Source organism: Vibrio aestuarianus, from assembly GCF_028858425.1.
Lineage (GTDB): Bacteria > Pseudomonadota > Gammaproteobacteria > Enterobacterales > Vibrionaceae > Vibrio > Vibrio aestuarianus.
Map to the genome: position 1 here is coordinate 284590 of NZ_JAKNYQ010000002.1, position 17748 is coordinate 302337.

The 17748-nt window shown below is 44.0% G+C and carries 4 protein-coding genes; 3 read left to right on the top strand and 1 reads right to left on the bottom strand.

Features of this window, described 5'->3' with window-relative positions:
- Positions 1-9: 9 nt before the first annotated feature.
- The gene (locus tag MCT08_RS14950) at positions 10-918 is read left to right on the top strand and encodes an aldo/keto reductase (protein ID WP_168524477.1); all 909 of its coding nucleotides are present in this window, start codon (positions 10-12) and stop codon (positions 916-918) included.
- A 275-nt stretch (positions 919-1193) separates the two neighbouring features.
- The gene (locus tag MCT08_RS14955; RefSeq protein ID WP_274678767.1) at positions 1194-2411 is read left to right on the top strand and encodes a cation:proton antiporter; all 1218 of its coding nucleotides are present in this window, start codon (positions 1194-1196) and stop codon (positions 2409-2411) included.
- A 362-nt stretch (positions 2412-2773) separates the two neighbouring features.
- On the opposite strand, the gene MCT08_RS14960 is transcribed toward MCT08_RS14955, so the two are convergent.
- Positions 2774-4387 carry an EAL domain-containing protein gene (locus MCT08_RS14960; RefSeq protein WP_246203258.1) on the bottom strand — a complete coding sequence of 538 codons (1614 nt, stop codon included), beginning with the start codon at positions 4385-4387 and terminating at the stop codon, positions 2774-2776.
- A gap of 380 nt (positions 4388-4767) precedes the next feature.
- Between MCT08_RS14960 and MCT08_RS14965 the strand changes: the two genes are divergently transcribed.
- Positions 4768-17721, top strand: coding sequence for a retention module-containing protein (locus MCT08_RS14965; RefSeq protein WP_274678768.1), 12954 nt, complete (start codon positions 4768-4770; stop codon positions 17719-17721).
- Positions 17722-17748: the final 27 nt, after the last annotated feature.

The window sequence follows — 17748 nt, forward strand, 5'->3', positions numbered from 1 at the left end:
AGACAACCAATGGTTGCTAAAGTAACAATTGCGCCTCAAGGGCCAGATTTTTCCGAGCTCGTTCAAGGGTATTGGCGTTTAGGTGAATGGGGCATGACGCCACAGCAGCGTTTGACGTTCTTAAAACAGCATTTAGAGCTAGGGATTACCACCGTTGACCACGCGGATATTTATGGTAGCTACCAATGTGAAACATTGTTTGGTGAAGCCTTGGCTCTTGAGCCTTCATTGCGTGAACAGATGCAGATCGTCACCAAGTGTGACATCAACTTATGTGGAGACAGAACTCCACAACGTAAGATCAATCATTACGATACTAGCTCTGCGCATATCTATCAGTCAGTGAATAACTCGCTTGAGCGTTTAGGTGTCAGTGAAATTGACGTGCTACTGATTCATCGTCCTGATGCTCTGATGGAGGCTGATGAAGTCGCCGAAGCATTTTCTGAACTGCACAAAGTGGGTAAAGTGAAACACTTTGGTGTCTCAAACTTTAGTCCTCGCCAGTTTGAATTGCTTCAGTCTCGCCTAGGTAAACCACTGGTGACCAATCAAGTGGAAATTAACCCATTGAATTTTGAAGTGGCGCATGATGGCACTTTGGATCAACTGCAAATGAACCGCACTCGACCAATGGCGTGGTCATGCCTTGGCGGTGGTAGTATATTTAGTGGTGATACTGAACAAGCAAAACGTGTACGCGAAGAATTAGAAGCGATTCGACTAGAAATTGGCGCTCAAAGTATCGACCAAGTGATTTTTGCTTGGGTGCGTCGTTTACCTTCAAAGCCGTTACCAATTATCGGTTCAGGCAAAATAGAACGCGTACAAGCGGCGATTGCAGCACTGGAGTTTGAATTAACTCGTGAGCAATGGTATCGAGTTTGGGTAGCCTCAAAAGGTCATGGTGTGCCATAGAGTGGCGTCTAATCTCTATTGCTAAAAAGAGAAATATCTAAATGGAAGAGCCAGCATGAAAACTGGCTCTTTTTTTATTGATGTCTGTGTTTGCAAGGCCTAGCCATGGATCATCGCAGGGGCAAGTTGAAATTTGGTAAAGGAGCACGCAGGAATACGCCCTAGCAGTTAAGCCAAACCGAGTATTGTTGACTGCTAGTTGCTTGCTGTGCAATTAAGATATTGATACCGTGGAGCACTTATTTTTTTCATTTCATATTGGAGAGTATGCTTTAATGTCTGAGCATGTTGTTATTTTAACCATTGGGCTACTAGTGCTGGGTTATGGTTATGTATCGCAAGTACTATCGCGCTTTAATATCTCTGGCCCTATGGTTTATACCGGCTTAGGGTTACTGATTTCGCCACTACTTTTAAACCTTTCTCACATTGAAGTCGATGCAGAGTTTGTCACTATTATTGTTGAACTAGCATTGGTATTGGTGCTGTTTAGTGATGCCGCATTATTAGATTTAAAGCTACTTCGCCAGTCATGGAAAATTCCCACACGCTTGTTGTTGATCGGTTTGCCTTTGACGATAGTTGCAGGCACCTTTGCCGCGACCTTAATCTTCCCTGACCAACCGACAACTTATCTACTATTGCTCGCGTTATTATTAACGCCAACAGATGCAGCACTGGGTAAAGCCGTGGTCTCTGACCCGTCGGTACCCGCTAAAATTCGTTCCTCTATTAATGTAGAAAGTGGCCTAAATGATGGCATTATTTTCCCTATCTTGATTACGGTTGTAGCAATGATCGTCAGTGGTTTAACGGGTGATAGTGGAAATAGTTGGATGGGCTATGTGTTCCAACAGGTGGTGTTTGGTGCAATAGTGGGAGGGGTAGTCGGTTATATCGGTGCGAAATTAACGACGCTTTCTAACAAATATAATTGGATGCAAGAAAGTTATCAGAATTTGATCCCTATCGCACTGGCTATTCTTGCGTTTTATCTTGCTGAGGCCTTGCATGGGAATGGTTTTATTGCTGCCTTTTTTGCTGGGTTATATGCGGGTAATACTAGCCATAAGATGCGCGAACATATTGAAGAGTTTGCCGAAAGTGAAGGTGAACTGTTAGTGCTGATCAGTTTCTTTTTATTTGGTTTGGCTTTTGTTCCAGTGACCTTTGCCTTTATCAACACTGAAGTGATTATCTACTCACTGCTAAGTTTAACCATATTGCGTATGTTACCCGTAATCCTCTGTTTAATTGGTGCACAACTAGATAATAAAAAGATAGATTTTTCGACTATGTCTTTTATTGCTTGGTTTGGTCCGCGTGGTATCGCCTCTATTTTGTATGTGCTAATTGTGGCGAAAGAAGTTGGTGGGATAGAAGGGTTTGAAACGATATTTGCAGTGGTCACCGTGACCGTGTTAATGAGTATCGTTGCCCATGGCTTAAGCGCGCAGCCTTTAGCGAATCTTTATAGCAAACAGCATAAATAATTAAACGCACACATCTATTATCAGTTATGGTCACTTATTAGAATGGATCAGTTGCAATGAACGGCATTCGATCGATGGTATCGAGTCTGCTAGCCTTAAAAGGTCATGGTGTGCCATAGTTCGGCGGCTAAGCTCTATTGCTAAAAAGAGAAATATCTAAATGGAAGAGCCAGCATTAAAACTGGCTCTTTTTTATTTTTGTCTGTGTTTGCAAGGCCTAATACCAATCACAGTAAATAAGTGATCAGAAATAGCGCAGGAAAAAGGCTTGAGAACAAGGCAGGATTTTTCGATAAGTAGTTATTCTACAATCAAAAATTCTAACGCAGTTATCGAGCATTTTAACCAGCTAGGATGAACAGTTATTTACTACGATTGGTATAACCATGGATCATCGCAGGGGCAAGTTGAAATTTGGCAAAGGACTGCGCAGGAATAGGCTCTGAGTAGTGAAAGCCTTGGATATAACGGACACCGAGTTGTTCGAGTGCGAGCGCTTGCTTTTGATTTTCGACGCCCTCGGCGATAAGGCGCATATTGAGATGTTTTGCTAGCTTAATCATCGACACCAGTACGGGAGTAATCGCTGAATTCTGGTGCAGGCTTTTAATAAAAACTTGATCAATTTTGATGGTGTCGAAAGCATGTTGATGGATAAAGTTTAAGCCAGAATAACCAGTACCAAAGTCATCAACAGCGATTTTAAAACCAAGTTGTTTTAACAGGGCCAAATTATCGATCGCTTGTTCTAATTCTTCTGCGCTGAAATTATTATCTTCTGTTATCTCAAGCAAAAGTTGAGGAACAATATTTGCGTGTTTCTCTGCGTATCCAACCATGTGTTCAATGAAGTCTATATCCACTATCAATAGCCGACTGATATTGATACTAATATATTGTGCATGAAGATAGCTTGAGTGCTGTTCAACAAACTCAGTGACCAAGTCTAGTACACGGTAGGTAATTTGATGGATGACCCCGATACGCTCAGCTAAAGGAATAAAAATGGTTGGTGAAATATAGCCTTGTGAAGGTTCATTCCAACGCATTAAAGCCTCGCAGCCAACAATTTTATTTTCAGATATATCTACGATAGGTTGCAGGTACAGCTCTAATTGATGGTTGGAGATAGCCTCTTTCAGAGAGACTGCCAAGGTATTTCTACTGAGGTAATAATTGTACCAACCAAGATAAAGTAAAGAGAGCACACTCGAGACGAGTAAAACAAGCCATAAACGCTGGGTGAAATGGTATAAGTATGAACCAGTGTTAAGATGAATTTGAATGGAAAGAGGATAGTATTCTGATTGAAACAGGAAAATGCGTAGAGCCGAATTCATCGAACCTTGCTCGCTATGTATACTTTGGCTTAACACTTCAACTTGATAGCCGTAATGCTGCGCTGCCAAATCGGGGGCCACTAAGTCCATAAACTGTTCGGGAGGCATTAGTGCATTGATACCGCTCATATCTGGTTGAGAGGCATAAACGAAAAAAGTGAGCTCTTTATTACGCGACTGAGCCAAAGAAATCGTAGTATTATTCGGTGACTCTTTGAGCCTGTCTGTAATGTTTTTATAGAAATGTATGGTTGAAGACCCTTCTTGGCTTGTACAAAAAATAGTGCCTTGTGCACTGTACATGCCCACTTCTTTTATCAATTTTGAACGAAACGTATAACTTCGTAAGGCGAGTACGTCTTCTCGATGGCAATGAGGTGAAACTGAAGTTCCGAGCTGATTCAGTTCACTCGATGTCTGATTGATATAATTTTCGAGCCGCTGTATAGCTTGCTCTCCAAAATATGCCGCTTGATGGTTTGTGTCGTAGAAGTTTTGAATAACAGCAAAAATAAACACCAAGAAAAAAATCAACAAGATCGGGATAAAGGTGTTTATGCGCGCAGAAAGTTTTGCTTTGATAGCTCGAATGCAATTCATTGGACTGTCATAACTAGACACAAAGACAGTACTCATAAAATTTCGCCAATTAACGGATGATTGTTCTGTTGTGCACTATAAGTAATTAATCTATCAACGTAACCTATTACTTTGTCTTATTTTTAAGAAATCTGGTGGGAAGATCATGCATTTATGTACTCCAAAATAAGCACAATCACTTACCAGCCTTAACTAACGCTGTATTACGGACGTATACTATACTCTATACCGCTATGGCGACATGTTGCTAATTGAGGTATTTTGCGTTGTGTTTGTGATGGCTATCGTTATTTTTTACTACAAAAGTTCTAGAGACAAATTAAGCCTAAAACACGAAGAACAACTAAAATAAAAGTAACAATTGATGGTTTATTGTGCAGTTTGCGCATGCTTGATGAGATGTATCTGGGGGTTTTATGGATTTTCAAGTGATTAATCAACCTGTGTCGGTGACGGAAGTTGTTGGTGAGGTTATCGCTGTCGATAGTAAAGGTAATGCTCGTCTGTTAAATGACGGAGATTATTTAAACAAAGGCGAAATTTTAATTACGATTAACCACTCCTCCGTGGCTGTTATGGTTTTCGGCGAACTTAAAGTGATCGATCAAAACTGTGTTGCCTGTCTTGGAGAACCACCGCAAGGCGCTGACCCTTCATCTGCATTAACTTCATTTCCGATTGAAGGTGCGATCAATGCTGATCTTTCATTAATTGAAAATACTAACTTTGATGCTGACAATATTGCCGCGATTCAGCAAGCTATTTTAGACGGGCAAGATCCAACCCAAATCTTAGAAGCAACGGCTGCTGGTGCTGGCGGTCAGGGCTCGGCGAATGCTGGCTTTATTAGTATTGATTACAATTTTACGGAAGTCTTGGCGCGTACATTTTTTGAAACTCAAGGCTCTACTGTTGAAGAACAATCTACCGATGATGAACTGGGTCAATTGCGTTTCAGTGCTGGTGGTAATTTACTTTCAGAAGCTTTGGTTGAAGGCTCACTCTCTCAAGGTTCTTATCCACAGTCAGTAACTTCAAGCGTACTTATTGCCGCTGGTGATCTGCCATTGGATAGCGCGTCTTTTGTTCCTACGCCACTTTCACTGAATGCTCTTCTCAGCGAATTAGCCGCAGACATTACCTCTTCAGGTCGACCTGTTGATTTCCGTTATGATGCAGCAACAAATAGCATTATCGGTGAGCAGAATGGTAATGAAGTGCTCACTATTAATATGATCGCTACATCGGTCGGTAAAGATGTCAATTTAGAGGTAATTACAACCATCACATTGCCAATAGACCACACTCCTGAAGTCGGTGGTGGGGTAGTCTCGTTCGCTAATGACCAAATTTCCATTCAGTTTGAAATGACAGGTGTAGATTCTGGAGAAAACCCCATCCAGTCACCAATTTCAGTGTCAGTAGTTATTGGTGATGGCGATAATCCAGTCATGGTTGACGAGCCAATAGGGTCGGTTTTTGAAGATAATTTAGCCAATGTTGGTTCTGATTCCAGTGGGTCACTTAACGTTACGATCTCCGGGCTGTTTGATACTCAATTAGGTTCTGATGTTGTCGAAACTTACCAAGTCGACTTAAGTGTAAATCCATTGTCTGGTTTAACCTCGCAAGGTGTTGCTGTCGAATTTGCGGATCCAAGCATTATTAATGGTGTATACATTTATCAAGCTTCGGCGAATGGGACTCCAATTTTTGAATTGATACTGAACCCTGATGGCAATTATCAGTTTACTTTGCAAGGGGTAATCGATCATCCAGTCGATAGCGATGAGCTATTGCTTGAGTTACCTATTTTTGCCACTGATTATGATGGTGATACTTCTCAGGTTGCACTTTTACCGATCAACATCGTCGATGATAAACCTGTGATTGTTGATTCGGTTCCACTCGATATTCATGAAGACGATCTGGTCACCGGCTCTGACAGCAGCAAAGAGCCACTGACGGCCAGCGGCACCTTCACCACCATTGAAGGGGCGGACCGAGTGGTGAGTTATCAGTTGGATAGCTCGACTAACCCGATTGCGGGCTTAACCTCGCAAGGGGAATCGGTGAGCTTAGGCACGCCAACATTATCCAATGGTGCGTACACTTATCAAGCGACCACGAGCAGTGGCGCGGCGGTATTTACCTTAGTGCTCAATGCGGATGGCAGCTACAGCTTTACCCTCGAAGGACCGATTGACCATGCGGCCAGTGCCGATGAGTTATTGATGAAGTTTAGCGTGGTGGCGACCGACTTCGATGGTGATAGTTCAAGCATTACCTTGCCAGTGAACATCCATGATGACAAGCCGAGCATTCAAGGTATTCGCACGGGTAGCCAACAAACCGTTGATGAAGATGATTTATCGGGTATGGGCTCGGATGGCTCAGGCAGTACGACGCTGAGTGGTAATTTTGACGTTGTGGATGGGGCGGATGGCATTGTTAGCTATCAATTGACCGACTTAGTGACGCCAGTAGCCGGTTTGCAATCTGGCGGCCAGAATTTAGTGATGGTTGAAGTGTCTAACCTCAATGGCATCACAGTATATGAAGCGCAGATCCAAGGCAGCAATGAGGCGGTCTTTAGGATCACGCTCAATGGCTCAGCAGACAGCTATCAATTTGAGTTACTTAAACCGCTTGACCACGCGACGGGAGGCGGAGAAAACGATCTTATCTTAAATCTATCGGTTACAGCGACCGACCGAGATGGTGATGTGTCTAATGCGATCGCCTTGCCGATCACCATCATCGATGATGTACCAACCATTAGCCAAATTACAGCGGGTAGCCAACAAACCGTTGATGAAGATGATTTGTCGGGTATGGGCTCGGATGGCTCAGGCAGTACGACGCTGAGTGGTAATTTTGACGTTGTGGATGGGGCGGATGGCATTGTTAGCTATCAATTGACCGACTTAGTGACGCCAGTAGCCGGTTTGCAATCTGGCGGCCAGAATTTAGAGCTAGTTGAAGTTTCTAATAGCAACGGTGTTATCGTGTATGAAGCGAGGACCCTAAGCTCCAACGAGGCCGTGTTTAAAATAACGTTCAATGGCTCGGCAGACAGCTATCAATTTGAGTTACTTAAACCGCTTGATCACGCGACGGGAGCCGGAGAAAACGATCTTATCTTAAATCTATCGGTTACAGCGACCGACCGAGATGGTGATGTGTCTAATGCGATCGCCTTGCCGATCACCATCATCGATGATGTACCAACCATTAGCCAAATTACAGCAGGTAGCCAACAAACCGTTGATGAAGATGATTTATTGGGTATGGGCTCGGATGGCTCAGGCAGTACGACGCTGAGTGGTAATTTTGACGTTGTGGATGGGGCGGATGGCATTGTTAGCTATCAATTGACCGACTTAGTGACGCCAGTAGCCGGTTTGCAATCTGGCGGCCAGAATTTAGTGATGGTTGAAGTGTCTAACCTCAATGGCATCACAGTATATGAAGCGCAGATCCAAGGCAGCAATGAGGCGGTCTTTAGGATCACGCTCAATGGCTCAGCAGACAGCTATCAATTTGAGTTACTTAAACCGCTTGATCACGCGACGGGAGCCGGAGAAAACGATCTTATCTTAAATCTATCGGTTACAGCGACCGACCGAGATGGTGATGTGTCTAATGCGATCGCCTTGCCGATCACCATCATCGATGATGTACCAACCATTAGCCAAATTACAGCGGGTAGCCAACAAACCGTTGATGAAGATGATTTGTCGGGTATGGGCTCCGATGGCTCAGGCAGTACGACGCTGAGTGGTAATTTTGACGTTGTGGATGGGGCGGATGGCATTGTTAGCTATCAATTGACCGACTTAGTGACGCCAGTAGCCGGTTTGCAATCTGGCGGCCAGAATTTAGTGATGGTTGAAGTGTCTAACCTCAATGGCATCACAGTATATGAAGCGCAGATCCAAGGCAGCAATGAGGCGGTCTTTAGGATCACGCTCAATGGCTCAGCAGACAGCTATCAATTTGAGTTACTTAAACCGCTTGATCACGCGACGGGAGCCGGAGAAAACGATCTTATCTTAAATCTATCGGTTACAGCGACCGACCGAGATGGTGATGTGTCTAATGCGATCGCCTTGCCGATCACCATCATCGATGATGTACCAACCATTAGCCAAATTACAGCGGGTAGCCAACAAACCGTTGATGAAGATGATTTGTCGGGTATGGGCTCGGATGGCTCAGGCAGTACGACGCTGAGTGGTAATTTTGACGTTGTGGATGGGGCGGATGGCATTGTTAGCTATCAATTGACCGACTTAGTGACGCCAGTAGCCGGTTTGCAATCTGGCGGCCAGAATTTAGTGATGGTTGAAGTGTCTAACCTCAATGGCATCACAGTATATGAAGCGCAGATCCAAGGCAGCAATGAGGCGGTCTTTAGGATCACGCTCAATGGCTCAGCAGACAGCTATCAATTTGAGTTACTTAAACCGCTTGACCACGCGACGGGAGGCGGAGAAAACGATCTTATCTTAAATCTATCGGTTACAGCGACCGACCGAGATGGTGATGTGTCTAATGCGATCGCCTTGCCGATCACCATCATCGATGATGTACCAACCATTAGCCAAATTACAGCGGGTAGCCAACAAACCGTTGATGAAGATGATTTATCGGGTATGGGCTCGGATGGCTCAGGCAGTACGACGCTGAGTGGTAATTTTGACGTTGTGGATGGGGCGGATGGCATTGTTAGCTATCAATTGACCGACTTAGTGACGCCAGTAGCCGGTTTGCAATCTGGCGGCCAGAATTTAGTGATGGTTGAAGTGCCTAACCTCAATGGCATCACAGTATATGAAGCGCAGATCCAAGGCAGCAATGAGGCGGTCTTTAGGATCACGCTCAATGGCTCAGCAGACAGCTATCAATTTGAGTTACTTAAACCGCTTGACCACGCGACGGGAGGCGGAGAAAACGATCTTATCTTAAATCTATCGGTTACAGCGACCGACCGAGATGGTGATGTGTCTAATGCGATCGCCTTGCCGATCACCATCATCGATGATGTACCAACCATTAGCCAAATTACAGCGGGTAGCCAACAAACCGTTGATGAAGATGATTTGTCGGGTATGGGCTCGGATGGCTCAGGCAGTACGACGCTGAGTGGTAATTTTGACGTTGTGGATGGGGCGGATGGCATTGTTAGCTATCAATTGACCGACTTAGTGACGCCAGTAGCCGGTTTGCAATCTGGCGGCCAGAATTTAGAGCTAGTTGAAGTTTCTAATAGCAACGGTGTTATCGTGTATGAAGCGAGGACCCTAAGCTCCAACGAGGCCGTGTTTAAAATAACGTTCAATGGCTCGGCAGACAGCTATCAATTTGAGTTACTTAAACCGCTTGATCACGCGACGGGAGCCGGAGAAAACGATCTTATCTTAAATCTATCGGTTACAGCGACCGACCGAGATGGTGATGTGTCTAATGCGATCGCCTTGCCGATCACCATCATCGATGATGTACCAACCATTAGCCAAATTACAGCAGGTAGCCAACAAACCGTTGATGAAGATGATTTATCGGGTATGGGCTCGGATGGCTCAGGCAGTACGACGCTGAGTGGTAATTTTGACGTTGTGGATGGGGCGGATGGCATTGTTAGCTATCAATTGACCGACTTAGTGACGCCAGTAGCCGGTTTGCAATCTGGCGGCCAGAATTTAGTGATGGTTGAAGTGTCTAACCTCAATGGCATCACAGTATATGAAGCGCAGATCCAAGGCAGCAATGAGGCGGTCTTTAGGATCACGCTCAATGGCTCAGCAGACAGCTATCAATTTGAGTTACTTAAACCGCTTGATCACGCGACGGGAGCCGGAGAAAACGATCTTATCTTAAATCTATCGGTTACAGCGACCGACCGAGATGGTGATGTGTCTAATGCGATCGCCTTGCCGATCACCATCATCGATGATGTACCAACCATTAGCCAAATTACAGCGGGTAGCCAACAAACCGTTGATGAAGATGATTTGTCGGGTATGGGCTCGGATGGCTCAGGCAGTACGACGCTGAGTGGTAATTTTGACGTTGTGGATGGGGCGGATGGCATTGTTAGCTATCAATTGACCGACTTAGTGACGCCAGTAGCCGGTTTGCAATCTGGCGGCCAGAATTTAGAGCTAGTTGAAGTTTCTAATAGCAACGGTGTTATCGTGTATGAAGCGAGGACCCTAAGCTCCAACGAGGCCGTGTTTAAAATAACGTTCAATGGCTCGGCAGACAGCTATCAATTTGAGTTACTTAAACCGCTTGATCACGCGACGGGAGCCGGAGAAAACGATCTTATCTTAAATCTATCGGTTACAGCGACCGACCGAGATGGTGATGTGTCTAATGCGATCGCCTTGCCGATCACCATCATCGATGATGTACCAACACTGCATGATAAAACGATTACCACGGTGGAAGGTAACGGCAATAGAACCGTTAATTTATTCAGCGTCGATAACAATAACACTCCGGATACTCAAGGTGCAGATAATGGACTTATCACTCGATTTTCTGCCGTAGATGAGACGGGACGAGACATTCAGTTCCGCCTCGACAATTCAACATCTTTGGTTGATTCTGTTGATTTAAATGGTTCAAACAAAACGGTAACTGTTGTTGAAATTATTAATAATGTTGAGCGAGATCTCGGAACCTTACTCATTACCCCAACCGGTGGTGCGAGATTCAAACCTGCCACTAGTCTTGACCATGGTGATAGCCCAGAGATTCCTTTTACGGTTGATGTAACCGCTACCGATAGAGATGGTGATACGTCAACGGAACAACTAAACGTGATCATTACCGATCGTAATGCCGTGATCAAAGTCGCCAGTGTATTAGGAACTGAAGATGCAGGGCGCGACGGCTCGGTTATTTCCATGCCGAACAATGAATTAACCAACGCTCAAGATAATCAAGCAGGGCTTGTAACGACGCCAATTAAGGTTGACTTACAAGTGGAACTGAATGATATCGATCGTAATGAATCGATTGGTGATGTGACGGTTAAAAATATTAATAATGCGCATGGTGATTTCTATTATCTAGATGGCAGCGGCAATTACATAAAACTGGATGTAGTGGGTGGTAAGGTTGTTTTACCAGCTAATATGGTCGAGCAGAGCTTAAATGGAACGGTTGCTTCTGTCGATAACCTCTACTTTGTACCCGATCGTAACTATGCCAGTGCCGATGGTGGTTTTACTATAAATCTGACGGTACAAATTCTGAACGACAATTCAGCGGATCATTCGGTGAATGGCAAAATGCGTATTGAAGTGGAAAGTGTCGCCGATATTGCTACGTGGACAACAAGTAGTGAATTCCACTATGACACGGTGGAAGATAGCAGCAATGTCAATCTTAATGTTGCAGCACAGACACAAGATACAAGTTCACCAGAAGTCATAGTGTATGAGATTCGCTTTACTCAGGGGGAAGGGGACGCGCGTTTAGTCTATGCTGATGGCACTCCTCTCCAGGTGAGCTCTGATGCCAATGGCAATTACTATTTGGTTGATGCCAGCAAAATAGCACAAGTCCAGGTTGACCCTAATGACAACTTTGGTGGCCAGATTCGATTGGGTATCACCGCTATTACAACCGAACAGTCCAATGTATTTATTGGTAAAGAAAGCGCACGTTCAGAAACTAAAGAAATCATCATTGATGTAACTCCCGATGCGGATATGGGTAGTTTTTCCGTCAATCGAATCAATATTTTTGAAGACAACGCGGCAACGCAAAATACGGTTGATCCCGAAACAGATCATGACCCTCTGTTACTCAGTGAAGTCATCACCATGACGGCTTCTGCTGATACTGATAGCTCTGAGTCATTGCATGTGCGTATTTCTGATTTCTCTGAGGCTGGAGTAACCTTGGTGTGGTTAGGTGCGGGAGCTAGTCAAATTACGACGGTGAATGATGGCAGTGGTCATACTTACTTTGAGGTACCAGAACAGTATCTTAATCAAGTTGAAGTATTACCGCCGAAGCACAGTAATGCTGACTTTACCTTCTCCGTTGAAGGTATCGTGAAAGATAGAGTTATTATCTCAAGCGGTGAGATTGTTGATGAACAATCATTAGGTTCAAAAATGGTCAATGTGGCAGTGAAAGGTGTCGCTGACCTTCCTATTATCGATTTCAATGCCGGTAGCAGTAATACATGGACTGAGTTTGAAGAAAATGGCATTCAAGTGGTGGAAACAACGGTTGATGAAAATCAAGCAGTGGACATCGACTTCAGTGTGTTGTCAGGAGAAAAGATAGATAATCCATCAGACAACTCTGAATCCTTGACGGTATTGCTTTCCAATATTCCTGATGGTGTGAATTTATATGACAGTGATGGTAGTGTTATTGACTTAGTGTTTGTTGGGTACGATTCTTCAAATCATCCAATTTATCAGGCAAACCTGACCACTGCTCAAGTCTCTACAGGCATTAAAGTCGAGCCGGTTCAATCGTCGACAGAAAATATTCACATCAAGGCGAGCGTTATCGTTACTGAAGATGATGGTCATACTCGCCAAGTCGAGTCTGAGATCCGCATTAATATTAGACCTGTTATTGATGTTGCAGACAACTATCAATCAAGCTCGATAGGCAATGAAGATTCCCTGATTAATATTCGCTGGCAGCCTGAGAATGCTCAAAATCCAGATGCCGATGAGTATTTTGCAGCAGTCACCTTGTCCGGTTTCCCTACAGGAAGCAGCGTTTATGTTAATGGTGTCCTTACAGCACTAGATTCAAATAACCAGTTAGTGCTCACACCTGCTGTCGGTCAAAGTGAACAAGACTTTTCCAATCAAGTGCTGTCTGCTGGTTATATTCAAGTGCAACCACCAGAACATTCCAGTACCGATTTTACCTTAAATACAGAACTCGTAGTGAAAGAGCAGGATCATGAATATGTCGATTCGGCAAATCCCGGAGAAGGGATTGTGTCTAAAGTGATTCAAGGTTCTGTGAACGTGACGGTGCGGCCAATCGTAGAGCCAGACGGCGAGTTACGTGTTGAAAATGGCAGTGGTGTACAAAATAGTGTAACAGCTGATGCCGCAGGAGTGATTAATTTTACGATTAATGATGCTGCAGGCGGTGAGACTGATGCCAATATTATCCGTTTTGATAATGTGGATAGCCAGTCAACGGCTGGCTATCAGTCACAAGAACTCGTTGATCAGTTAGTGGTGCGTTTCAACAATGTCACACCAGAAGTTCTTGACCAACTTTTGATCACTGGGGCCATTAATAATGGTGATGGTACTTGGACCATTGTTGATGAAAATAACTTCAGCATCAAAGCACCAAATGGGTTGATATTGGGTGCTGATAATGATCCTGATGGCGATGGTTACAATGAAATAACATTAACCATTTTTGCCCAAGTTTTCGATAAAGGTGAAGATAGCTCTGAAGTAAAAACTATCAAAGAAGTACATTCGGATATTACATTGAAGTTCCCCGACTTTGTCACGGGTAATGATTCTGAGGCCGCAGATATCAACCTTGTTGGTGATGTTGATGACATTGTCTTAGGCAGTGAAGATCATGTAGTGAATTTAGGACAACAGATCCAAGATAAGCTGATGATCAGTGCTTCTGGTTTTGATGGAGTATCTGATGAGCTAAGTATCGTCATCGCTCAAAGCCTATTACCGGCTGGAGCCAGTTTATCGGGAGCCGAGTTTGATTTCGTTGATGGCTTATACGTTTACAAGGGCGTGGTCAATGTAGATGGATCTATTTCAGGTCTAGAAAACCTGCAACTTAACTTGCCGGAAGATTACGCTGGCGACTTCAAGTTACCGGTGACTTTTGTAACCACAGATACGGCTTCTGGTGATGAAAAAACCACGAGTACGGAAATCCCAGTGGCGGTTTCTCCAATCGCTGATATTCCAGGATCCGATCAGCCTGCGGATAGCAATATTACTCCACGAGTAACTTTAACTGTTGAAGGTACATTAGGTTTAGATGCAGATCATCAACCCACGTCAACAGCCAACGATATTCCAACTAATGATGGCATTGGTTATGAAGATGGCATTATCCATTTAACGCTTGATCTTGATCTTGCTGACATTCGTAACGACCTAACGCAAGGGCAAGAAACTTTAACCGAAGTAACGTTAACGGTGCAGGGGACAAATATTGGGACATTTGTTGATGCTGATGGCAATGAACTTGGTACCCAAATCACCTTCAACTCTAGCCAATTACCTGCTGCTCTGGATAACGTTTATTTCAAACCGGCACCTAACTACCCAACGGGCAATGATGATAACACTGTTAATATTAGTGTTTCCGGTAAAGTGACCGATACCACAACATTTGATGAAGTTAATCCAGCTTCCGTTGTTGGCATTGCCAATACTGATGCGGATAAAACATTCACTACGAATGTTAGCTTTGAAGTAAAACCAGTTGTCGATGACATTGCTATTTCTGGAAGCGGTTCAAGTACCCCTGAAGTTGAAGGTTTAGAAGATGAGTGGATTGTCCTGTCGAAGCCAGGATCTGAATTCAATATTGACTTAACCGATACTGACGGTTCGGAAGAGTTTGTATCTATTAAGCTTACCGGAGTGCCGACTGACTTTATTGTGAGTTCTCTCGATTCCAATCAATATGTCGTCAAAAATAATGGTGGTGGTGAGTGGAGTATCCAGTTGAAAGATCTCACCCAGACTTCTCTCAATTTGTCTAATATTGCGATTAAACCTGCGAAAAATTTCAGTGGTGAAGTTGAGATTGGTGTAAAAATCTTTACTCAAGAATCACTACTTGGTGTTCCTGTAGAGCATACTGGCAGCTTTAAATTTGATGTTGTTCCTGTCGGGGATGCTATTGACGTTGAACCTGTTGATAACGTTGCCGGAAACGAAGGTGAAGACATTGCGATCGACATTAAAGCACAAATCATCGACAACATAGATTCTATTTCGGCTGGAGCGAATTACACTGAAAACTCGCCAGAGACCTTGCGAGTGGAAATTTCGGGCGTGCCAGATGGAGCAAGCATTGCTTTAGCTGACGGTACATTAGGGACGAATTTAGGCGCTGGGGTATGGTTGCTTAATGTTGATGCCCAAAGTTTGGACAAGCTTATTTTCAATTCTGGTGATTGGAATAACAGCGCGTGGACTGATGCACTGCATTTTAAAGTGCAATCGGTAGACACTGGGCTAGATGGCATTGAACATTTAGGACCAGTACAAGAATTTGACGTGGCGGTTGATATCACTGCGGTCAATGATCGTCCAGAGTTTTCCGGAATAACCAATACAGAAACAGCTGAAGATACACCGATAACCTTAAATGGATTTATGGTTTCTGACGCTGATAGTACGATAGATAATCCAAATGCCGAATATGTCCTAATGATTGACGTTGAGCATGGCGTGTTACAGATTGATCCAGCATTGCTGGGGAATTTAATAGTGACGGGTGATGGGACGACAAGTGTTGAACTTAAAGGAACCATTACCGATCTTAATAGCGCACTGGCGGCAGGGGTTGCGAAATTTGTTCCAGAAACGGACTTCAATGGCGCAGTGAACGTAAATGTCTCTATTGATGACCAAGGTAATAATGGCTTGGTCATTGCGACGGATGATGGCACTTTAAATAGCAATTCAGACCAGTTCACAATCAATGTGACAGAAGTGAATGACGCACCAATGACAGCATCAGTTACTCTGCCGGATATTGACGAAGATGCCGGTTCAATAACGATTGTCGCGTCTCAGTTGCTCGCTAATGCTTCCGATACTGAATCTGATACATTGACAGTGTCTAACCTGGCGTTAGTTGATCCTGCGATGGGCACATTAATTCAAACCAGTGTAGGTGAATGGACCTTTGAACCAGCATTGGATTTTTATGGACAGGTGAATTTTACCTATGACATTACTGATGATGGCACAACAAACGGTGTTAGTGATCCTCAATCTGTTTCCGGTCAAGCAGTCTTAGATGTGCTGGCGGTTAATGATGCTCCTGTTATCGATGGAGTGTCGATAACCACAACCATTGATGAAAGTGCTGCTCAAAAAGTCACAGGCATTACAGTCAGTGATGTAGATTACAGCGGATCTCAAGCGAACCAAACCATGAGTGTCACCTTAAGCGTGACCGAAGGGATACTGAGTGTCGTTATTCCTGCTGGAAGTAGTGTTACTCAAACGCCAGCATTAAACGGAGACATTGTCTTACAAGGTACATTGACTGATATTAATGCACTATTGAATACTACCGATCCTATCAATGGGGTGTTCATCGATGCAACGGCCATCGCTGGTGATACTGTCGCTCTTACAGTTAAAGCGAATGATGTTGGTGTATACGCTGATAATGCTTCGGGTATGGCATTAGAAGATACTGAAACCTTTACCATTACGGTTACGCCAAAAGCAAATGCACCGACATTGACGGTTGATCCAAGTTTCAACTACATCAAACAGAGTTATGTCAATCAAAGTGTCAGCAACCAGGGTATTGCGCTAGTCGGTTTAGTTGCAACTCTGACCGATAGCCACGAAGTACTGTCACTGGAAATTCATAATCTTCCATCGGGAGCTGCACTTTCAAGTGCAACGGGTAGTGTTGTCGAACAAAGCGGAGTATGGGTAGTTTCTGCTGATGCTATTAACAGTTTAGAGGTCTCGGGGTTAAGCCTTGGTGCCCATACCTTATCAGTGACGGCTATTTCCACTGAAACCGACGGTAGCTTTGCATCATCTACACCACTCGATATTCAGATTGATGTGTTAGCTGATGGTACGGTTATCGATCAATCTTCTAATTCTGACGATTCACAACTACTTGCAGACGATAGCGGTTTAAGCCTGACTGGTGGTAGCGGTGATGATTACATTGAAGGTGGCGCAGGTGATGATATTTTGCACGGAGGTGCAGGTAACGACATCTTGGTCGGTGGATTAGGTGCTGATATTTTAACTGGTGATGGTGGGGCTGACATATTCAAGTGGACCTTGGACAGTGTCGATGACAAAACGGACACCATCACGGATTTTAGTACAGCAGAAGGGGATGTCATCGATTTAACCGACGTTGTTTCTGACCTGGGTAGTCAATTGCCGATGGATCAGCTACTCGCATCATTGGCTGCATCTAATCAAATTGAAGCCAAAGTGATTGCCAATACTGATGATGTTGAACTCGATATCACCACAGATAATAACGTACACCAAACCATTGTGGTTGAAGATTTAGCTAATCAATTCAGCTTTGATGGTATGACGTCTATTGATATCGTTGGAACATTGCTCGATAACAACATTATTAAGCATGATTAGAAAGAAAAAGCGCAAACAACATCTTCA